General features: G+C 58.9%; 16 protein-coding genes. 2 read left to right on the top strand and 14 right to left on the bottom strand.

Features of this window, described 5'->3' with window-relative positions:
* Nucleotides 1-174 precede the first annotated feature (174 nt).
* Nucleotides 175-1,260: a peptide chain release factor 1 gene (gene prfA, locus FMF02_RS05330; protein ID WP_141412402.1), complete on the bottom strand. Its 1,086-nt coding sequence runs from the start codon at nucleotides 1,258-1,260 to the stop codon at nucleotides 175-177.
* Between the two features lie 232 nt (nucleotides 1,261-1,492).
* On the opposite strand from prfA, the gene FMF02_RS05325 reads away from it, so the two are divergent.
* Both FMF02_RS05325 and FMF02_RS05320 read left to right on the top strand, forming a co-directional pair.
* The gene (locus tag FMF02_RS05325) at nucleotides 1,493-1,987 is read left to right on the top strand and encodes a flavodoxin (RefSeq protein ID WP_141412401.1); all 495 of its coding nucleotides are present in this window, start codon (nucleotides 1,493-1,495) and stop codon (nucleotides 1,985-1,987) included.
* A 13-nt stretch (nucleotides 1,988-2,000) separates the two neighbouring features.
* A complete protein-coding gene (locus FMF02_RS05320) occupies nucleotides 2,001-2,378 on the top strand; it encodes a DUF2023 family protein (protein ID WP_019130802.1) in 378 nt (125 codons plus the stop codon).
* Nucleotides 2,379-2,451: 73 nt separating this feature from the next.
* Here FMF02_RS05320 and FMF02_RS05315 read toward each other — a convergent pair whose 3' ends face one another.
* The 13 genes from FMF02_RS05315 to FMF02_RS05255 all read right to left on the bottom strand — a co-directional run bounded on the left by FMF02_RS05315 (nucleotide 2,452) and on the right by FMF02_RS05255 (nucleotide 21,252).
* Nucleotides 2,452-3,324 carry an alpha/beta hydrolase gene (locus FMF02_RS05315; protein WP_141412400.1) on the bottom strand — a complete coding sequence of 291 codons (873 nt, stop codon included), beginning with the start codon at nucleotides 3,322-3,324 and terminating at the stop codon, nucleotides 2,452-2,454.
* 2 nt (nucleotides 3,325-3,326) lie between these two features.
* Nucleotides 3,327-4,214: an alpha/beta hydrolase gene (locus FMF02_RS05310; protein ID WP_141412399.1), complete on the bottom strand. Its 888-nt coding sequence runs from the start codon at nucleotides 4,212-4,214 to the stop codon at nucleotides 3,327-3,329.
* Entirely contained in the window at nucleotides 4,214-6,967 is a 2,754-nt protein-coding gene (leuS, locus tag FMF02_RS05305; protein WP_141412398.1) for a leucine--tRNA ligase, read from the bottom strand. The genes FMF02_RS05310 and leuS overlap by 1 nt, the downstream gene beginning before the upstream one ends.
* Nucleotides 6,968-7,340: 373 nt before the next feature.
* Complete coding sequence (locus tag FMF02_RS05300) at nucleotides 7,341-8,249, bottom strand: hypothetical protein (protein WP_141412397.1); 909 nt, start codon at nucleotides 8,247-8,249, stop codon at nucleotides 7,341-7,343.
* Nucleotides 8,250-8,253: 4 nt separating this feature from the next.
* Nucleotides 8,254-9,738: a RagB/SusD family nutrient uptake outer membrane protein gene (locus FMF02_RS05295; RefSeq protein WP_141412396.1), complete on the bottom strand. Its 1,485-nt coding sequence runs from the start codon at nucleotides 9,736-9,738 to the stop codon at nucleotides 8,254-8,256.
* Nucleotides 9,739-9,747: 9 nt separating this feature from the next.
* Nucleotides 9,748-12,825, bottom strand: a complete 3,078-nt coding sequence (locus FMF02_RS05290) for a SusC/RagA family TonB-linked outer membrane protein (RefSeq protein WP_141412395.1) — start codon at nucleotides 12,823-12,825, stop codon at nucleotides 9,748-9,750.
* A 12-nt stretch (nucleotides 12,826-12,837) separates the two neighbouring features.
* The gene (locus FMF02_RS05285) at nucleotides 12,838-14,178 is read right to left on the bottom strand and encodes a trehalase family glycosidase (RefSeq protein ID WP_141412394.1); all 1,341 of its coding nucleotides are present in this window, start codon (nucleotides 14,176-14,178) and stop codon (nucleotides 12,838-12,840) included.
* A gap of 12 nt (nucleotides 14,179-14,190) precedes the next feature.
* Nucleotides 14,191-15,348 carry a glycoside hydrolase family 26 protein gene (locus tag FMF02_RS05280; RefSeq protein WP_141412393.1) on the bottom strand — a complete coding sequence of 386 codons (1,158 nt, stop codon included), beginning with the start codon at nucleotides 15,346-15,348 and terminating at the stop codon, nucleotides 14,191-14,193.
* 26 nt (nucleotides 15,349-15,374) lie between these two features.
* Nucleotides 15,375-16,478 carry a glycoside hydrolase family 26 protein gene (locus tag FMF02_RS05275; protein WP_244611635.1) on the bottom strand — a complete coding sequence of 368 codons (1,104 nt, stop codon included), beginning with the start codon at nucleotides 16,476-16,478 and terminating at the stop codon, nucleotides 15,375-15,377.
* Nucleotides 16,479-16,504: 26 nt separating this feature from the next.
* Nucleotides 16,505-17,398 carry an AraC family transcriptional regulator gene (locus FMF02_RS05270; RefSeq protein ID WP_019130813.1) on the bottom strand — a complete coding sequence of 298 codons (894 nt, stop codon included), beginning with the start codon at nucleotides 17,396-17,398 and terminating at the stop codon, nucleotides 16,505-16,507.
* Between the two features lie 19 nt (nucleotides 17,399-17,417).
* The gene (locus FMF02_RS05265; protein ID WP_141412392.1) at nucleotides 17,418-18,623 is read right to left on the bottom strand and encodes an AGE family epimerase/isomerase; all 1,206 of its coding nucleotides are present in this window, start codon (nucleotides 18,621-18,623) and stop codon (nucleotides 17,418-17,420) included.
* The gene (locus FMF02_RS05260) at nucleotides 18,623-20,065 is read right to left on the bottom strand and encodes an MFS transporter (RefSeq protein WP_141412391.1); all 1,443 of its coding nucleotides are present in this window, start codon (nucleotides 20,063-20,065) and stop codon (nucleotides 18,623-18,625) included. The genes FMF02_RS05265 and FMF02_RS05260 overlap by 1 nt, the downstream gene beginning before the upstream one ends.
* Nucleotides 20,062-21,252 (bottom strand): glycoside hydrolase family 130 protein, encoded by a 1,191-nt coding sequence (locus tag FMF02_RS05255; protein WP_019130816.1) that lies wholly within the window; start codon nucleotides 21,250-21,252, stop codon nucleotides 20,062-20,064. Before FMF02_RS05255 ends, FMF02_RS05260 begins: the two co-directional genes overlap by 4 nt.
* Nucleotides 21,253-21,271 lie beyond the last annotated feature (19 nt).

The raw sequence follows: 21,271 nt of genomic DNA, 5'->3' as shown, positions 1-21,271 counted from the left end.
TACCCTCGCGTCGCCCGCTTTCTGCGGCGGCACCCCGACATCCCGCGAACGGGTGCGGTCGGCTGACGGCGGCTCGGGTGCGATCTTTTCCGATTGTCGCCGGCAGCGCATCCCGTTTACGAAAATCCCCGCCCCGTCGGGGCAGGGAGGTTCGGCTGCGAGTGTGCGCAACCGTTACAATTCGCTCTCTTTGAGGCGCTCGGCGTTCTCGGCCACGATCAGGTGGTCGATGCAGTCCTGGATGTCGCCGTCCATGAAGGCCGCGAGGTTGTAGATCGTATAATTGATGCGGTGGTCGGTGATGCGCCCCTGAGGATAGTTGTAGGTGCGGATCTTGGCCGAACGGTCGCCCGTCGAGACCATCGTCTTGCGTTTCGATGCGATCTGGTCGAGGTATTTCGAATATTCGAGGTTGAAGACGCGCGTGCGCAGCTCCTCGAAGGCCTTGTCGAAGTTTTTGAGCTGCGACTTCTGATCCTGGCACTGCACGACGATTCCCGTGGGGATGTGCGTGAGTCGGATGGCCGAGTAGGTCGTGTTGACCGACTGCCCGCCCGGACCCGATGCACAGAAGATGTCCTTGCGCACGTCGTTCATCGAGATTTCGACGTCGAACTCCTCGGCTTCGGGCAGCACGGCCACCGAAGCGGCCGAGGTGTGGACGCGCCCCTGCGTCTCGGTGGCGGGGACGCGCTGCACGCGGTGGACGCCCGATTCGTATTTGAGCGTACCGTAGACGTTCTGCCCTGTGACCTTCATCACCACCTCCTTGTATCCGCCGGCCGTACCCTCCGAGAAGGAGGTCACCTCGTAGCGCCACCCCTTCGATTCGATGTATTTCGTATACATGCGGAACAGGTCGCCGGCGAAGAGCGCCGCTTCGTCGCCGCCCGTACCGCCGCGAATCTCCATGATGGCGTTCTTCGAATCCTGCGGGTCTTTGGGGATGAGCAGCAGTTTGATCTCCTCCTCCATGCGTACGATGGCCGGTTCCAGTTCGGCGATCTCCTCGCGCGCCATTTCGCGCATCTCCTCGTCCTTGTCGTTGGCGAGCACGTCCTTCGCTTCGGCCAGATTGGCCAGGGCCGTGCGGAAACGTTCCGACGTCTCGATGATCGGTTCCAGCTCCTTGTAGTCCTTGTTCAGCTGCACGAACTGTTTCACGTCGGCGATCACTTCGGGGTCGGTGAGCTTCTGCCCCAACTCCTCGTATTTGAGTTTCAGTCCGTCCAGACGTTGGAGGATCGAATTGTCTGCCATAGTCTCCCTTTCTCTTGTCGATTCGGGGACAAAGATACGAAAAGCCGAGGGCAGAACCAAATTTATTTGGTTTTGCCGAGGCGGGGTATCTGCTGTGCCGCCGCCGATTGCGGAAACCCTCGACGGGGGGGCGGGCCGGCGGAGTACGGAAAAATACCTATTTGCAGGGATTGTTCCCGCAGGACGGATGTACGATCTTTGCAGAGAGGATTTACGGATAAACTTTCATACGATGAGAACAGGAATATTCTACGGCAGCACGACCGGTATGACCGAGTCGCTGGCTGCGAAGATCGCCGCCCGCACGGGCGTCGCGCAAACCGATGTGCACAATGTCGCGGACGCTTCGGCCGACGAGGCCGAAGGGTACGACCTGCTGTTGCTGGGGTCGTCGACCTGGGGCTGCGGCGAATTGCAGGACGACTGGTACGATTTTCTCGATGCACTGAAACGGAAGGCATTGTCTGGCAAGCGCGTGGCGCTGTTCGGCTGCGGCGACAGCGCCTCCTACCCCGATTCGTTCTGCGATGCGCTGGCCGAAATCCGCGACGGGCTGGAAGCGACGGGCTGCACCTTCGTCGGAGCGTTGGACGCTGCGGAGTACGACGGTTGCGCTTCGCGCATCTGCCGCGACGGGAAGGTCATCGGGCTGGCGGTCGACGACGGGGCGTCGGAGGCGGTCAGCGACGCCCGCATGGAGAAGTGGATCGCCGCCGTCGGATTCTGAAATAGAAATTCTTATGAGCGCCGATGATTTCAACCGCCACACCGATCTGAAAATGCTGCTGCACCATATCTACGAATTTCAGAAAGGAGTTCGCCGGCTGGTGCTCTGCACGATCTGCCCGACGTGCGCCCGCCTGATGGCCGAGCGGTTGCAGGCGCGCCGGATCGACTATCTGGTGCAGCCGGTGACCGCGGACAAGGTCAATCTCTATTTCGGCCACCGCGCCTGTCTGGATGCCGTGCGGATGTTCGTCCACAAGCCGCTCAACGAGTTGTCGGCCGAGGAGGATTTCATGTTGGGCGTGATGCTCGGCTACGACCTTCCGATGCAGTGCGAGCGCTATTGTACCCGCAAACGGCGCCCGCTTCCTGCCGTCGGGGCCGGAGGCTGACCGGAATTCCTGCCATAGAAGAGCGGGGGCGGAGATCCGATCTCCGCCCCCGCTTCGTTTCGGCCGGACGAGGTCAATGCGAGGCGCTGTTCGGGAGCGTTCCGAGCCAGTCGAGCACGTCGGCGCGCCACGCGGTACGGTAGATGCGGTCGGGGTTGAAACCGCCGCCGTGGCCGCCGCTGGGATAGATGCGCAGCGAACACCCTTTCACGCCGTTGCGTTTGAGCGCTTCGTAGAAGAGCGTGCTATTGACGGGCGGCACGGTGCGGTCGTCGTCGGCGAGCAGCAGCAGCGTGGGCGGTGTCGAGGCGGTCACGCGGTTTTGCAGCGACCATTGCGCCTCGTCGCCGGCCGTGCGGTCGGTGCCCAGCAGGTTGTCGAACGATCCCTTGTGGCATTTGCCCGGCTCGGCCGTGATGACGGGGTAGACCAGTACGGCGAAGGCGGGGCGTACCTCTTCGGGGAGCATCGTGGCGGCCGAAGCGGCCAGATGGCCGCCCGCCGAGAAGCCCATGATGCCCACGCGCGAAGGATCGACGCCGTACTCCGCGGCATGGTCGCGGATGTAGCGCAGTGCCGCTTCGGCGTCTTCGAGCGGCACCTGGCAATGTCCGTTGGGCAGGCGGTATTTGAGTGCGACGACCGTGATTCCTTCGGCCGAGAGCCACTCGCCCACTTCGTGCCCTTCGCGCGGCATCGAGACGAAGCGGTAGCCGCCGCCCGGGCAGACGACGACGGCCTGTCCGGTCGCCTTGTCCGGCGCTGTGGGATAGATGAAGAGTTCGGTGTCGACCGTGTTGTAGAGGTTGCCGTTTTTCTCTTTCTGGGGGCCTGCATCCTCGTTGGAGTGGGGTGCCGAGGCATTGTCCCACAATTTGACCACCTTGACCTGGGCGGAGGCGGTCAGCGTCGCCGCGAGGGCGACGAGCGTCAGCAATCGTTTCATGGTTATCGGGGTTTAGAAGTTGGTTTCTGATTTTCGTGTGCAAGCATGGCCAGCCAGTCGAGAATGTCGGCGCGCCACTGTGCACGGTAGATATGGGCGGGGTCGAGTGCGCCGCCGTGGCCGCCGCTGGGGTAGATTCGCAGCGAGGCCGGTATGCCGTGGCGTTTGAGCGCCGCATAGAACAGAACGCTGTTGACCGGCGGCACCGAACGGTCGTCGTCGGCCGCCAGCAGCAATGCGGGCGGCGTCGAGGCGGTCACGCGGTTTTGCAGCGACCATTGCGCCTCGTCGCCGGCCGTGCGGTCGGTGCCCAGCAAGTGGTCGAACGACCCTTTGTGGCATTTGCCCGGTTCGGCCGTAATGACGGGATAGATCAGCACGGCGAAGGCGGGGCGCACCTCTTCGGGGAGCATCGTGGCGGCCGAAGCGGCCAGGTGGCCGCCCGCCGAACACCCCACGATCCCCACCTGCGCGGAGTCGGCGCGGAAGTCCGGAGCCGTGCGGCGCAGATAGCGCAGCGCCGCTTCGGTGTCTTCGAGCGGTACCTCGCATCGGCCGTTGGGCAGGCGGTATTTCAACACGGCGGCGGTGACACCGTGTTCGGCCAGCCAGCGTCCGACGGCGTGGCCGTCGCCTCCGATCGAGAGGAAGCGGTAGCCGCCGCCCGGACAGACCACCGCCGCCTGTCCGGTTGCACGTGCCGGGTCGGCCGCATAGACGTACAGAACGGCTTCGGTCGTATTGAACAATCGGTTTTCCTCGACCCGCTCCCCGCCCCGCAGTCCGTTGTCGTGGGGTGCCGAGGCGTTGTTCCACAGCCGGACGATCCGCTGTTGCGCGCCGGCGGTCAACGCGGCGGCGAGTGCGGTCAGTACGAGGAGTCGTCGCATCAGAGGACGATATTGATGATCTTGCCTTTGACGACGATCACTTTTTTCGGCGCCTTGCCGTCGAGCCATTTCTGTGCGGCGGGCCGTGCGACGATGTCGGCCGTGATCTCATCCGGCGACGCCGTCAGGGCGTACTCCTGCTTGAACCGCAGCTTGCCGTTGATCATGACCGGATATTCGAACGACTGCTCGACCAGATAGCTTTCGTCGCAGACGGGATAGGGGGCGTCGCAGACCGACGCGGTATGTCCCAGCCGTTCCCAGAGCTCTTCGGCGATATGCGGCGCGAAGGGTGCGAGCAGGGCGACGAGCGGTTCGAGAATCGCGCGCTTGCGGCATTCGCCCAGTTCGTTGAGGCAGATCATGAAGGCTGCCACCGACGTGTTGAACGAGAAGTTCTCGATGTCCTCGCGGACCTTCTTTATGGTCTTGTGCAGCGTCTTCAACTCCTTCGGAGTGGGGGCCTCGTCCGTCACGGCCAGCGCGTCGCCGGCGTGGAAGAGCCGCCAGAAACGGCGCAGGAACTTGTGCACGCCGTCGATGCCGTTCGTGTCCCACGGCTTCGACTGTTCGAGCGGGCCGAGGAACATCTCGTACATGCGCAACGTGTCGGCGCCGTACTGGTCAACGATATAGTCGGGGTTGACGACGTTGAACATCGATTTCGACATCTTCTCGATCGCCCAGCCGCAGATGTATTTCCCGTCTTCGAGGATGAACTCGGCGTCGGCGAACTCGGGCCGCCATGCGCGGAAGGCGTCCAGATCGAGCTGGTCGTTGCGGACGATGTTCACGTCGACGTGGATCTCCTGCGTCTCGTAGGACTCTTTCAGGCCGAACGAGACGAACTTGTTGGTACCGACGACGCGGTAGACGAAATTCGAGCGGCCCTGGATCATGCCCTGGTTGACCAGCTTCCGGAAGGGTTCGGGTTCGCACACGCAGCCCAGATCGTAGAGGAACATGTTCCAGAAGCGCGAATACATCAGGTGGCCCGTCGCATGTTCGATGCCGCCCACGTAGAGGTCGACCGACCGCCAGTATTCGTCCGCTTCGCGGCCGACGAGCGCGCGGTCGTTGTGCGGGTCCATGTAGCGCAGGTAGTAGGCGGACGAACCTGCGAACCCGGGCATCGTCGACAGTTCGAGCGGATCGCCGTCGGCCGTCGTCCACCCCGCTGCGCGGGCCAGCGGCGGTTCGCCCTCTTCGGTGGGGCCGAAGTCGCTGACGGGCGGCAGTTCGAGCGGCAGCGCCGATTCCGGCAGCGGGCGGGCGATTTCGTCGCGATAGTAGATCGGGAAGGGTTCGCCCCAGTAACGCTGGCGCGAGAAGATGGCGTCGCGCAGCCGGTAGTTGACCAGCCGTTTGCCCAGTCCGCGCTGCTCGATGGCGTCGAACATCTTTCCGATCGCCTCCCTGACCTCCATGCCGTCCAGAAAACCGGAGTTGATGAGTTTGCCCTCCTTGGCGTCGTAGGACTCCTTGCTGATGTCGCCGCCTGCGACGACGGGCGTGATTTCCAGCCCGAAATGACGGGCGAAGGCATAGTCGCGCGAGTCGTGCGCCGGCACGGCCATGATCGCTCCGGTGCCGTATCCCGCCAGCACGTAGTCCGAGATGTAGATCGGTATCTCGCGTCCCGTGAAGGGGTTGACGGCATACGAACCGGTGAAGACGCCGCTCACGCGCCGCGTCTCGGCGATGCGCTCGCGCTCGGAGCGTTTCTGGGTCTGTTCGAGGTAATCCTCGACAGCCGTCTTGTTTTCGGGCGTGGTGAGCTCGTTGACCCATTCGTGTTCGGGAGCGATGACCATGAAGGTGACGCCGAAGATCGTGTCGGGGCGCGTGGTGAAGATTTCGAGTTTGCGGTCGAAACCGCGCACGTCGAAGAAGACCTGTGCACCCTCCGAGCGGCCGATCCAGTTACGCTGGATCTCTTTGAGCGATTCGCTCCATTGGAGCGTTTCCAGCCCGTCGAGCATTCGCTGCGCATAGGCCGTCACGCGCAGCAGCCACTGCTTCATGCGTTTCTGTACGACGGGATAGCCGCCGCGCACCGACAGCCCGTCCTTCACCTCGTCGTTGGCCAGCACCGTACCCAACTGCGGGCACCAGTTGACCATCGTGTCGGCGCGGTAGGCCAGGCGGTAGTTCTGCAACACCTGTTCGCGCCGGTGCTCGTCCATGCCCGCCCAGTCGGCGGCCGTGAAATGCAGTTCGGCGGTGCAGGCCGCATTCACCCCTTCGGTGCCGCTGCGGGCGAACGCCTCTTCCAGCTCCCCGATCGGGCGCGCCTGCTGCCTGTCGCGGCAATAGTAGCTGCCGAACATTTTCAGGAAGGCCCACTGCGTCCACTTGTAGTAGCCCGGGTCGCAGGTGCGCACTTCGCGGTCCCAGTCGAACGAGAAGCCGATCTTGTCGAGCTGTTCGCGGTAACGGGCGATGTTGTGTTCGGTGGTGACGGCCGGATGCTGTCCCGTCTGGATGGCGTATTGTTCGGCCGGCAGACCGAAGGCGTCGTAGCCCATCGGATGCAGCACGTTGAAACCGCACTGGCGCTTGTAGCGTGAGAAAATGTCCGAAGCGATGTACCCCAGCGGATGCCCGACGTGCAGGCCGGCGCCCGACGGGTAGGGGAACATGTCGAGAACGTAGTATTTCGGACGTGCGGGGTCGACTTCGACGTGGTAGGTTCCGCGCTCCCGCCAGCGCTGCTGCCATTTGGGTTCCAGTTCCTTGAAATTGTATTCCATATAGTGTAAGAGCTAATTTTCCGGTTCGAGTGCGAGGACTTATGCGCGTGGCGCGTGTTATCGAGGATTCCGTCCGATCCGTGCCGAAACGCCGTCTGTCCGTGCCGAAATTTATCTTCCGGCAAAAATAATAAAATAAAATGAAGAATCGACCCTGCCGCGGCCTCAATATGGCAATTCGTACGGAAGGGACGCCCCGAAAACGTCGTGGATATACGAACGCAGAAACTGCTCGAAAAGTTCTCCGAACTCTTCGAAGAGGTTCTCTCCAAAAAGGAGAGGGAGATCATGACGGTCTGACCGTTTGTTCCGATAACCTAACAACCGGACCTGCTGACAGCAAGTCCGGTTGTTAAAGTCAGCCAGGTCCGACCTATTCGGCGGCCCGTACGATATACGAGAACTTGTACGAACTGCGCCAGAAGTTGTTGTAGAAATTGTTGCCCGGCGTATCGCCCGACGCATCCGGCAGGGCGAAATCGAAGAAAAGATTGCCCGAAGTATCCCTGCTGAAAGTCATCGTCGAGGTAATATTGTTCTTCGAAATCTTCATCTGGTTGGTCGAGAGATCCAACATCCAGTCGGACTCTCCGGCAGGGATCAGATGTCGCAGGCGCGGGTCCATATCCAGCGGAGCATCCTCGGTGTACTCGCCCGGATAAACACCCTTGAACGACCCGTATAGCCCGTCGGCTCCGGCGGCATTGATGATCTTGCCCGTAAATTTTCCGTCGACCATCTCTTCGTTCATCGTAATGGTGATGATGTTATCCAACTCCGGCGAGGCGAACAACCCGAACTCGGAACCGCCCATCGAAGTATCCCACTTTCCGGTACCGTTGCCGCTGATATTCTGGTCCAGGTATATCTTGATGTCGCTGACAGCCCACGTGCCGACATAGAACGGATTGTAGGGTTTGAGGTAGACCGTCCAAAGCACCTGTTTTCCGGTTTGGGAACGCACGATAATACGCGCCTTGCGTTCGGGATTCCGGAAATCGAGCGTACCGCCGTCGGAGACATCCGCCGTGGCATAGGCCGAAAGGGCCAGCGCCTCGACCCCGACCGCTTCCCACGGGTAATCGGCCTGTTCGAAGATATAGAGGGTCACGGTTCCCTGATTGTCGTCCACCCGTTCGATGGTGGCTTTACCCAGTTGTCCCGTCAGTTGGATGTCGAGGATCGAGCACTCGTTGCTCGGCTCCTTTTCGTCGATATCCTTCGTGCAGGAAGCTATAACCAGGCACGAAAGGAACAATGCAATATGTTTCAGATTTTTCATAATGCTACAAATTGGGATTCAGGTCTATTTCACGCTGCGGGATCGGATAGTAGGCGGCTTCGGCCTCGCTCAGTCCGGCAGCCTTGATATCGGTGGTCGTAACCGAGGCCGTGCGGCGCAGGTCGTAGAGCCGGTTGCCCTCGAAAGCCAGTTCCAGAGCACGTTCTTTAATCACGGCTTCGCGGAATTTATCCGTCGTCATTCCGGACGGAAGCGGTGTTACGCCGGCCCTTTCGCGGATACGGTTCACATAGGCCAAGCCCGCTTCGGGTCCCGCCGCTTCGGCATACACCAACGCAATGTCCGAAAAACGGATCAGGTAAGGCCGGGCACTGGTGCGTTCGCCGATAAAATCAGGGTCGACGTACTTGCTCGAAAAGTATCCCTTGACCTGATTGGGTACGATCGGATTTCCGGAAGCATCGTAGATGTCGCGGTGAATCAACTCGGTACGACGTTTGTCTGTGGTGCTGAACTGCGTTTCGACGAATTCGTCATTACAGAGGAAAACACCCCAACCGTTGCCGTTGGCCCGCTGCAAGTCACCATTGCCGTAACGGATGTAGAACGGTACGGAGTTGTTCGACGGCAGGAAAAGCAGGGGCAGTTTGGAGTAGTTACCCTCCTGCGTACCGCTGCGGTCGATCGGCATGATGAAGATATGCTCGGGCCCCGTGGGTTTGTCCACGTCGTAAATATCGCGCAGGTTGGTGTCGAAATCATACACGTTCTTGTAATCACGGACAACCTTCCCCGCCCAATAGGCGGCGCTGTCGTACATGATCCGAGGCTCACGGCGCATCTCTGTATAACGGTGAACGTTGTGCTCCTTCGAAGACGCGATGGTCAGGTAGGCCTTTGCCATCAGCGACTGCGCAGCCACCTTGTCCGCCCGTCCGAAAACTTTGTTGACTTCGAGCAGGTTGTCCGCCCGGGTCAGGTCGCCTAAGATCAGATCATAAAGCTGGTCGAGGCCCGTTGCCATCGGAGGCGTTGTCTGCGATAGCTCCGCCACCATCTTTGTCTGCACGGGCACGATGCCGAACGTACGCACCAGATTGAAATAGTTCCATGCACGCAGGAAATAAGCTTCGCCGAGAATTCGGCGGCGCGCCGTCTCGCTCAGCACCGAACTGTTTTGGATATGGTCGATCACCGTATTGGCTCGGTTGATCGCGATGTAGCAGTATTTGAAATAGTATTGCAACTGCTCGGTCTCGCGGTTCGCGATCCAGTTCTCAAGCTGATAGACATCACCCGCCTCGTCGCTCTTGGGCGACATCGTCTCGGTGGGGATGTCGCCGATGTAGAAGATGCCGCGTGAATATTCGAGGAACGTCAGGGCATTGTAGGCATAGAGAAGACCCGACTCGGCATCGGTCTCGCTCTTGTAAAAATTGTCGTCGGAATAGAATCCGTACGGCTCCTCCTGCAGGTCGCACGCTGTGAGCAACCCGCAGAGCGAAATGATATAAAGCAGATTTTTCATAATCGTAGTTTAGAATTTCAAGTCCAGACCGATGGCATATTTCCGCAGTCGGGGATAACCGCCCCAGTAGATACCGTCGACACCCACTTCGGGATCGTAACCGTCGAATTTGGTGAAGGTATAGGCGTTCTCTATATTGGCGAACACGCGCACGCTGCGAATAAAGGCCTTGCGGACGGGAATCGTATAGCCGATATTGATGTTTTGCAGGCGGACGAACGAACCGTCGTGGACGAAGTAATCCGAGAACAGGTAGCTGCGCGTCGAATTCAGGCGCGGGTATTCGTTTGTCGGATTGTCGGGCGTCCAGCGCTTGATCTTCACGCGCGGATCGTAAGTATAGCCGTTATAAATGACGTCGTTGCCGAATACGCCGTTGAGAAATACCGACACGTCGAGATTCTTGTAGCGGAACGCCAGGTTAAGGCTGGCTGTGAAGTCGGGATTCGGATCGCCGATGATGCAGCGGTCCCGGTCGTCGATGGCATAGTCTCCGTTTAGATCCACGTATTTGAGCTCGCCGGGCTGGTCCTTGCCATCGGAACTCATGAAGCCAGGGTCCTCTCCCTGCTGGATGATACCGTTCACCCGATAGCCGTAGAAGACATACATCGGATAGCCGATGGCATAGACGCTCGGATTGCCGTTGAACATCGACAGCGACTGGCCGCAAACCTCGTACTGCATGCCCGTGAGGTAATCGGTGCTCAGGCCACTCGAAACGGCATTCCCCAGATCGGTCACCTCGTTGCGGTTCCGCGAGAAGATGAACGTCGCGGAAAAGGAGGTATTCTTCCGGCTGACGATATCGCCGTCGAGCGTGAGTTCGAAACCGCGGTTACGGATATTGCCGTCGTTGACCCACATCTTGTCATAACTGCTCGACAGCGGCAGGTATTTCTCACGCAGCAGATCGGTAGTGTACTTGTCGTAGTAATCCATCGTCACGCGCAGGCGGCGTTTGAAAAAGGCGAGGTCGACACCCAGGTTCCACTGGCGGGTCGATTCCCACCTCAGATCGGGGTTGGCAATGCCGCCCCAGAGGATATAGCGGTCATTGGCGCCTTCGCGGCCGGCTTCATAGCCCGGGCCGATGGCCGTCTGCCATTTGTCCGCGAACCAGTATTTCTCGGTTCCGTAGCGGTTGAGCGTCTGGTAAGGCGAAATGCCCTGATTGCCCGAAATTCCCCAGCTGGCCCGGATCTTGAACTCATCGAAAACGTTGAGCTTCTGCATCCACGGCTCATTGTGGAGTTTCCAGCTCACGGCGCCCGAAGGGAAATAGCCCCACTTGTTGTTTTTGCCGAATTTCGACGAACCGTCGGCACGCATGGTGAACGTGAAGAGATATTTATCGTCGAGCACGTAGTTCAAACGGCCGTAGAACGAGAGCAGTTTACTGTTCTGATACGTGTTGTTTATCACGTTCTTCTGGGGATTGCCCGCACCCATGTTCTCATTGCCGAGGGCGTCGTTCACGAAATCATAGGCCGTAGTGCCGAGCGTCCGGCCCATGTTGTAGTCGAAGGAGTGTCCCGCCATGACCGACAGGTTGTGCCGGTCGGCAAAAGTCCGCTGAAAAGTAACATAGGTCTCGCTCAGCACATCCTGCGACAGGGAATTGTTCATTTGCGCGATACCGTTCATGTCGTGCGCCTCCTGTGAAGTGTTCGAAGCGTTGTAGACATCCTGCACGGAGGTCGAATAGTTGTAATTGAGCTGCGTGCGGATCTTCAATCCCTCGATGATCTCCCACTCGGCTGCCAGCGACGAAATGAGGTCGCGGCCCTGCGTCTCGTTCTTGACGTTGTCGGAGATAATGAGCGGATGGCCGAAGTCGGTTTCCGAAGCGACGAAATAATTGCCGTCCTCATCGTAAACGGGCCATAACGGGTTGCGGCCGTATTCGAGCGTGTTGTTTACATGACGCTTGTGGATCGAAAGGATGTTCGAGGTCTGAAGCGTGAAATTCTTGGCCAGTTTGTACGAACCGTTGAGCGTGACATTGCCTTTGCGGAAATTATCTTTCTTGTAGACACCTTCGTCGTCGAAATAATTAAGGCTCAGATTGATCGCCGCCTTGTCGGTGGAGTGCGACAGCGTGGCCGTCGTATTGTTGACCACGGCCGTACGCATGCAGAGGTCGGCCCAATCGGTGTTCGACCACTTGCCCTGTTGGATCTCGATGAGTGACGGATAGTAGGTGCCGTTGTTGTACTGACCTGTGTAGAGGGCCGGCAGCCCGGCGTTGGTCAGCTCCTCGTTGGCGATCTGCGCCATTTGCAGCGGGTTGCGCCAGACGTTGAGTTTGTCGGTGAACTGCCCGATGGTGGTCCGGTGGTTCACCGAAACCTGAGTCGACCCGCCTTTGGCGGTGCGGGTCTGGATCAGGATCACGCCGTTGGCGCCGCGGGAACCGTAGATGGCCGAGGAAGAGGCATCTTTCAGGATCTCGATCGATTCGATGTCCGAGGGGTTGATCTGCGACAGGTTGCCGGCGTCGCCGATGGGGAATCCGTCGACTACGATCAGCGGGGTGTTCGAACCGTTGAGCGAACTGTTGCCGCGGATACGCACTACGGCGCCCGCCCCGGGATCCTGCGAAGTGTTCATGATTTGCAGTCCGGCGGCACGGCCCTGCAACAGTCCCTCGATCGACGGGGCCGAGATGTCCTTGATGGCATCCATCTTCACGGAAACGACCGATCCGGTCAGGTCGCTCTTTTTCATGCTGCCGTAACCGATGACGACCACGTCGTCGATCAGTGCCTCTTCGGCCTCGAGCACGATATCGAGGAAGGTCACTCCTGCCGTAACGGCGACCTCGCGGGTTTTGTAGCCGACGAATCCGACGGAGAGCACGGCTCCGTTCTTGGCGCGGACCGTGAAATTACCCGCAATGTCGGTACTGGTTCCGGTTGTCGTTCCCTTGATAATGACGCTGGCTCCGACGAGCGGCTGTCCGTCGGCCGTCACGCGCCCCTGAATCTCAACCTCATTCTGGGCGGATGCGCCGACAGCGAGGAAAAGGGAGGCGAAAAGCGCCAGAAGCCATCTGCCCCGCAGGCGTAGGTTTGCTGTATTCATGGTGTCTGAGTTTTAGTGTTTTGCTTGATTGTCAATTTTACCGTCGAGATAGTCGCTGGCATAGATGAATGTTCCGGCGCTCCATCCCAGCATCGTGGGCATGTCGTATTCGTTGCTGACATTGATGTTCCCCTCCCGGACATTGTACTTTTCCCACAGGTTATGGGTTTCGCCGAAGGTCTTCACGACCATCGCAGCGTATTTCTCCGCAATACGCCGTGCGTCCTGCCTGTAACCGTAGGCATCGAGCCCCCGGATGGCCAGATAGACGACCGGAGGCCACGTATTGGGATAAGACCACTGGTAGTCGTAGTCATAAGGTTTGTCCTCGCATACGGCGATTCCGTATTCGAACTCTAACCGTCCGAGCGCCTTTTTCACGAGGATTCGGGCCTGTTCCGCATCCGGAATTCCGGCATAAAGCAGACTGAACACTGCACCCGAAACGACCGTCGAACGGCGGCCGTTGACGAAGTCGTAGTCATAATAAACACCATCCTCCCCGAGGCAGTAGCGGTTTATCAGCCCGCGACGCTTTTCGGCCCGTGCCTTCCACGTTCCGGCAGCCTTGGAATCGCCCAACAGAAGGGCGTAGCGGGCGAAGAGCGTTTCGTAAATATAGAGATTGGCATTGAGGTCTACCGGACAGAAATCTGCACAACGGCGTTCGAAACGGGGATTGAAGTCCCAGCCCGACTCTGCCTCGGCGGCAAAATGCGTCCCCAGTCGCAGAATCTCCGTGTCGGAAAGTCCCCGGTTGCGAAAATCGGTATTGAGCCGTTGCCCTCCGGTAGTGACGAACTCCTGTTTGAGTTCGTCGCTTGCAGACGAGGAGTAGCGGTTGAGCCCGACAGGCGTAATGCGCTGCGTCATCCAGAAGTCATACTCCTTCTGCAAGGTCGTAAAAGCTCCGGCCAGCCAGTTCGTGTCTTCGGTCTGTTCGAAGATCCGGTCGACCATCATGCAGAGGAAAGGAGGCTGTGAGCGGTTGAGATACCACGTCCGGCTGCCATTGGGCATATAGCCGTATCGGTCGACCAGATAGAGCATGTCCTCAGTGTTGTTTTTCGCCAGATCGAGGCGTCCGTCGCGAACGAGCCCCTCGTTGGTGAAATAGGTATCCCAATAATAGAGTTCCTGAAAGGTCTGGCTGACGCTGGGAACCGTATAGGGGCGCGGCAGCCCGATCAGCGTCTGCGAATCGGCCGGATTGTACTGTACCGACGCATCCCACGACGTGCGGATGAAATCGCGCACGCAGGCGATCTCCTCCTGCGAAACCGACGGATGATGTCCACAGGAAACAGCGGTCAGTGCCAGCATGCTCCCCAGAAAAGTTCGTATTTCGTTCATCTCTGGCGGGGATTATTCATAAATGCCGGCTATGTCCTTCTCCAGCAATATCTGCTCCCCTGCGACGAAGGTCTTGAAATCCTCCTCCGAAACGCAGCCCGGATAAGGGCCGAAGAAATGATTCGTATCCTTGTTCCGCCAGACCAGCACATAGGCTACGGGAATGCCCGCAATGGCTTTCGAAAGTTTTTCGGTCCACCATTTCGACTGGGAGGTATTGTTTTCGAGCCCGGTCTCCGTAAACGCGAACGGCTTGTTTTTCAGGTAGGCGATATGTTTAAGCAGGCGCATCAATCGCAGGCCGTTGGTCTCGATGGCCCAGGAACTGCGGTCATAGGCATCCAGACCGAGTACGTCGACATAGGCATCGCCCGGCCAGAATTCGAGATAGTTGTCCTGCGAACTGACGATATCGGGCGAGTAGACATACAGCAGGTTATGCACGCCCTTCGTATCGCGCAGGTATTCGAGCGTAAAACGCCACAGGGCGATATACTCTTCTGCGGTGCAGTTGCCCTTACCCCACCAGAAACCGTTGCCGGTGTGTTCATGGAACGGACGGAACAGCACCGGGACATACTCTCCGGCATCGGTCCTGAGCGAGAGCATGAAAGCGGCAACCTTGTCCAGCCAGCCGCAGTATTTTTCGTGCAGGTCGCCGCCGGGAATAATCCGTCCTACGGCGGCAGTCACGTCCCAGGCCGTGCCGCCGGTAGCGGGGTTGGTCGTATGCCAGCCGATGGTGGTCACGCCTCCGCGGGCATAAGCTTCGAGAATACGGTTGCGGATGTCCGTGAATTTATCGCCGTCGATGTTTTTCGCATCGTTGTCCACCCCGGTCGGAGAGTTGGGATCCAGATCCCACAATTCGATCTGGGCCAGATCCCAGCCCATCATTGCGGGATAGTCGCCGCAGATACTCTTCACGTCCGAGCGGTCGACATCGCCCGACCAGCCGATACCGTAGAGCGACGAACACTGGTGTCCGAAAAGCGTACCGCCGTTTTCGGCAATGCTGCGCAGGTTGCCGAGCAGGTTACGGGTCTGCACCGTAGCCTGCGAGTCGGTCGTCGCAGCGGGAGCCGGCTGGGGTTCCGGATATTCGCGGTCGGCAATATCACTGCATCCGGCCGCGACCAGCCACGACAGATAAAGAATTTGTTTCCACATAATTATCAGCTATTTTAGGTTAATTGTCAGTGATACATGTCAGGTAATTGACTTTCGAACAGAACGGGCTGTTCCCGATTGGCGGCAAACTTCCTGAAATCGGGTTCCGAAGCGTGTCCGTGCCAGGGACCGAAAAAGTGCGTCGGACGGTCGTGGGCGTTACGCCATACCAGAACATAGCTCAGCCCCTTGCCGCGGATGACCGGCAGCAGCCGCCGGGTCCACCACGCTGTATCGGGGATGCCCTCGAGTCCGGTTTCGGTGAAGGCCGTCGGTTTACCGTGTTCCCGTCCCAATCGCTGCAAGGTCGAAAGCATTCGTTCTCCGCCCGACAGGAAATCCCAATCCTGCGGGCGGTGGTAGGCGTCGAGCCCGAGCACGTCGACCCATTCGTCGCCCGGATAGCGTTCCGTATAGTGCTCCGCATCGCGGTACAGGTCTGGTGAATAGACGTAGAGGAGATTGTGCACTCCCTTCACATCGCGCAGATATTCCACCGTGAAGCGCCATAAAGCCTTGTATTCGTCGGGGGTACACTGCGCTTCGCCCCACCAGAATCCGCTGCCGGTGTGCTCGTGGAACGGACGGAACAGCACCGGAACACACGTTCCGTCGGCACTCTTCAACCCGACGAAGAATCCGGCCAGACGGTCGAGCCACAGCCGGAATTGGGCATGGTTGGCGCCGCCCGGGAGAATGGAACTCACGGCCGTGGAGGTTTTGCCGTCCCAGGCGCTGGCTCCGGACTCGGGATTCTGCGGATGCCAACTGACCGTATTCACGGCTCCGCGCCCGTAGGCGGCACACAACAGACGGGTGATCTCGGCGAAAGGAACGTCGTCGATGCTTCGGTCGGCCCCTGTTTCAAGTCCTCCGAGCTCCCACCCGAAAACAGCAGGGTAATCACCGCAACACTCCCTGACGTCGGAGCGTCCCTCCTCGTATTTCCAGTCGTGTCCATAGAGGGCGTCGTCCTGATGCCCGAACATCACCCCTTCGTCTGCAATCCGGAACAGGTTGCGGTAGAGGGCCCGCGTTTCAGGCGTGGCCTGTGGATCCGCCGGAAGAGGCGGAGTGTCCGAACAAGCGGCTGAAAATGCGGCAAAGACTATAAAAAGCAGTTTGTTCATTGTTTAAAGCAGGTTAAAGCGGTTCGTCAGATGATGATCTTCTTTTTATCGTAGTATTCCCGGAAATCGTGGGGTGTGTAGCCCTTGTATTTCTTAAAGATCCGGTTGAAGTTCGATAGATTGTTGAACCCGCATTTGAAGGCGATCTCCGCGATCGTGTTGGCCGGTTCGTCGATCAGCCGTCGGGAAGCCGCACTGATGCGGATATTGTTCAGGCAATCGATGAAGTTGTATCCCGTACGCCGCTTGATGAAACGGCTGAACGACGGTTCGCTCATGTTGACCAGCGCCGCCATCTCCGAGAGTCGCACGGGACGGTGGTAGTTGCTGTTGAGATATTCCATAATGGTCCGCACGCGCCGGCTGTCGTAGGTATCCTCCAGTTTGCTGAAATGCGAATGCGACAACACGGTATACGCCTGATCGTGGGCCAGCTGGTTGAGCAGCGAAAGGAAGATCAGGATCGAGTTGAAATTATCCGTGCTATTTATCAACTGGTGAATCCCGGATTCGCTTTGCAGGATCGTCTTTTCGGAAAATGCGATCCCGTGCTGGGCATCCTGCAGCATCTTCTTGATCGGCGCGAACTGCTTCCGGTCGATCAGTCCGCTGCCCTGGAACAACTCGGGCGAAAACTGAATCGTCACCTCGTAGATTTCCGCTCCCGGGGCCAGATTGCCGTCCATCCACGCATGTTCCAGATTACTGCCCGTGATGAGCACCATCTCACGGTCGCCGATGTCGGCCACATGATCGCCGACGATGCGCCGTGCGCCGCGCGCTCCGATGATATAGTTGAGTTCGTATTCACTATGGATATGTATCGGGAAGTTGAAGTTACTCTTCCGCCGTTCGAACACGACGAAGCTGTCCTGCTTCGAGATGGGAGGTACCTCCGTAAGGATATTGTAATTTGCCATAGTCGTTCGCTTTCCGATTTCAGTTTTTTGTAAGCAGCCGTTCGATACGCCGGATCAGTTCCATGCACATCCGGCTGTTGTGATAGGGGCATTTCCAGAATCCTGCCTTGTCGTCGTCACGATTGACCGAGCCGTCGGCGCGGACGCTCCAGAACCATTCACCGTTTCCGCCGTCGAGCAGGTGCGTCCGGATATACTGCCATGCATCGTGGCTCCGCCGCAGGAATGCCTCGTCGCCGGTTCGTTCGTACATATTGAAAAAACCGACGACAGCTTCGGCCTGTACCCACCAGTGACGGTCCGCATCGATGCGTTCCGTCTGCGGATCGTATTCGTAGATCAGACTTCCGTCGGGTCTCAATCCCTCGACGGCCGCGGCTGCCAGTGCCTCGACCACGGGACCGACATCTGTCGTAACCTGCGGTTCTCCGAGTACGAGGGCGGCTTCGTCGATGAGCCACGATGCCTCGATGTCATGCCCGTAAGAGACCTTCCGTCCCTGTGGCTGCCACCGTGCATCGAAAAAGAGATTCAGGTGCCCCGTCTGCGGATCGAAAAGCCGGTCGGTATGGATGTGAATCAGTTTCCGGACCGCCGTCGCAACCCGATCTTCACGCCAGACCCGCAGCAGGTTCGCGTAAGGTTCGAGCAGGTGCAGGTGCGTATTCATGCTGAAGTAGGTGTTGGCATCCTTCTCGCTCAGACGCATGTCTTCCAGCGGCTTCCAGTTCCGGGTCAGTGCTTCGACGTATCCGCCCTGCATTGCATCCCAGACATGCTCCTCAAGCGATCCGAACAAAGCGGCGGCTTCGTCCAACGCCTCCGGATCACCCGTCGCCCGGACATATTCGCTCAATCCGTAAACTGCGAAACCGATAGCATAGCTCTGTTTCTTGCCGCAGACCGGACTTCCGTCGGGAGCTATCTCCCAGTAGACCCCACCATGTACAGGGTCGATCAACCAGAGAGCCAGAAACTTCCGGAGCTTGCCGGCTGCGTGCAGGTATTCAGGCCGTCCGGTCATTCGGTAAGCTGCCGAGAAGGTCCACAGCATCCGCGCGATCAGGACTGCGCCCTTCCCGGCTTCGGGATGCGCTTTTCCGCGGCCGTCGATACGTCCCGCGAAATGCACCCCGTCGCCCAGAAATGCCATCCAGAAAGGCAGGATGTCGCAGGTCAGTTCCTCCGACAGCTCCTCCCGCCATTGTACAAGCATCTTTTCCATCATTCGTTCGTTTTCCGACGGAGGTTGAGTTCCGTCGTTATTCGCTCCATACGTTTCTCGCCGAGCGGGTAGAAAAGGACTGCCGCTGCGGCCAACAAGCATCCGGCGGCCGGAAACCAGCTCATCATTAGCCGTACGCCCGCTATCGCCTCTCCGCTCTGCACCGCAGCCGACTGATCGTAACCGAATGCTGCGAGCAGCCAACCCGTCACAGCCCCGCCCAACGCCCAGCCGAGTTTCTGGGACATCGACGAAGAGGAGAAGATCAGTCCCGTCGGCCGTCGGCCGCTGCGGTATTCCTCGTAATCAACGATATCGGCATACATGCTCCACAACAAAGGCAGCACGACGCCCGCCGCAACGCTGACGAGCGCCTGCAAGGCAAACAGCCATCCCAGTTCGGAAGGCTCCAGCCGGAAGAAGAAGAGGCTTAGTACCGCTGCCGCACCCATTGCCGCGGCAAATGCTCCTTTCTTGCCGATGCGCGCCGCCAACGGCACGGCCAGTGCCACTCCGGCCATGTTGCCCAACTGACCCAGCAGCAGGTAAAGCGTTCCGAGCGTCCAACCCAGATGGGGCAGTTTATAAGCGCTCCGAACATAGTCCGTGAAATAGAAAATCGCTACCCCGTCGCGGATCGAGTTGAACAGCAGCACCGCCACTCCTGCGACCAGAAGAATCCACCACGGAGCGTTGCGGGCCAGGCTTTTTAGGTCGCGGCCGACCGATCCCTCCGCCAGCTGCGCGTCGTCGACCCGAATCCGTTCGCGCGTCCAGCGGAAGCAGAACCAGAAAAGCAGGGCGCAAATCGCTCCGATAACGGCCACGGCGCAAGTCCACGCCTCCGGCATCCCCGATATGGCCACGTCGCTCCCCGCGACGCTCCCGCTCAACCGGTCGGTATCTCCGCCGCCGAGCCGTCCGGCAAAGAAATCCACCAGCGGCTGCAACAGCATGAAGGTCACCAGACTGCCCACATAAGCGAAGAACATCCGGTAGGAGGAAAACGTATTGCGTATCTTCGTATCGGGCGTCATCACCCCGAGCAGCGAGGCATAGGGGACGTTGACCATCGTATAGACCATCATCATGGCCGTATAGGTGATATAGGCCCACGCCAGTTTCCCCGTCATCCCGAAATCGGGAGTCCAGAACGTCAGCACTCCGACCGCGGCGAAGGGAAAGGCACCCCACAGCAGGTAAGGACGATAACGCCCCCATCGGCTGCGGGTACGATCCGCCAGCAGGCCCATGATGGGATCGTTGAGCGAATCCCAGATACGGGTCACCAGGAACATGGTCCCGGCGGCAGCCGGCGTGATGCCGAACACCTTGGTGTAGAAAAAGAGCAGATACATGCCGAATATCTTCCAGAACATGCTCGAAGCCATGTCCCCGAAACCGTATCCGATCTTCTCCCGGAATGTGACGCTGTTTTTCATCGGTTATTCTTTCTTTCGTAATCCAGATTCCGGTCGATCAGTTCATTCAACCGCTCAACGGAAGCAGCCGTTGTAAGGCCGTCGGACGGCGTATGCAGGCAGTAGTCCACAAGCCTGTCGACAGTCGATGTCGCCACGTGCATGCGGGTGTCGCTCGACGCATAGTAGAGGAATACCCAGCCGTCGTCATCGGCGATCCAGCCGTTCGAGAACAAGACGTTCGACACGTCGCCCACTCGTTCTTCGCCCTCCGGTGCCAGTGCATATCCGGCCGGCATGGCGATCAGTCGCGAAGGATCGTCGAGGGCCGTCATATACATGTAAAGTACATAGCGGAGTCCCGCCGCACAGGCGCGTACGCCGTGGGCCATATGCAGCCACCCCTGCGGAGTGCGGATCGGATGGGGACCTTCGCCGTTCTTCACCTCCTTGATCGTGTGATAGAACCGCACGTCGATAATCTTTTCATCGCGGATTTCCGCGCGGGTCATGTCGTCCACCAATGCCCATCCGATCCCGCCGCCGAGAGCTCCGGCGGCAATAAACCCCTCCTGAGGGCGGGTGTAAAGGGCATATTTCCCGTTCACGAATTCAGGGTGGAGCACGACGTTGCGCTGCTGCGTGGGCGACTTGATGTCGGGGAGGCGCTCCCAATGCACGAGATCCTTCGTCCGGGCCACACCGGCCGTCGCCACGGCTGACGACAGATCGCCCGGGGCTGCCGACGGATCGTGCCGTTCGGCACAGAAGATGCCGTAAATCCACCCGTCCTCATGGGCCGTAAGGCGCATGTCGTAAAGATTCGTTTCGCTCTCGTCAATCGGGGGAATCGTCAGCGGATGGTCGCGGAAACGGAATCCATCTATCCCGTTATCGCTTTCAGCCAAAGCGAAAAAGGATTTGCGGTCGTTCCCTTCGACCCGGACTACCAGCACGTATTTGCCGTCGAACTTGATTGCTCCGGCATTGAACGTTCCGTTGATCCCGAACCGCTCGAGCAGAAAAGGGTTGGTAGCAGGGTTCAGGTCGTAGCGCCAGAAGAGCGGCGTATGTGCGGCCGTAAGGATCGGGTAGGTGTAACGAGTCCATACGCCGTTGGAATCCGCGGCCGGATTCTTCCTGCCGATCAACTCTTCATGGGCCGAACGCAGGGCTGAAATACGCTTCTCGAAATCAGAATTTGTCATAAAACGGATAAAATAGAGT

This window comes from Alistipes communis (assembly GCF_006542665.1).
GTDB classification, from domain to species: domain Bacteria; phylum Bacteroidota; class Bacteroidia; order Bacteroidales; family Rikenellaceae; genus Alistipes; species Alistipes communis.
This window is presented reverse-complemented; position numbering and strand designations above follow the sequence as displayed.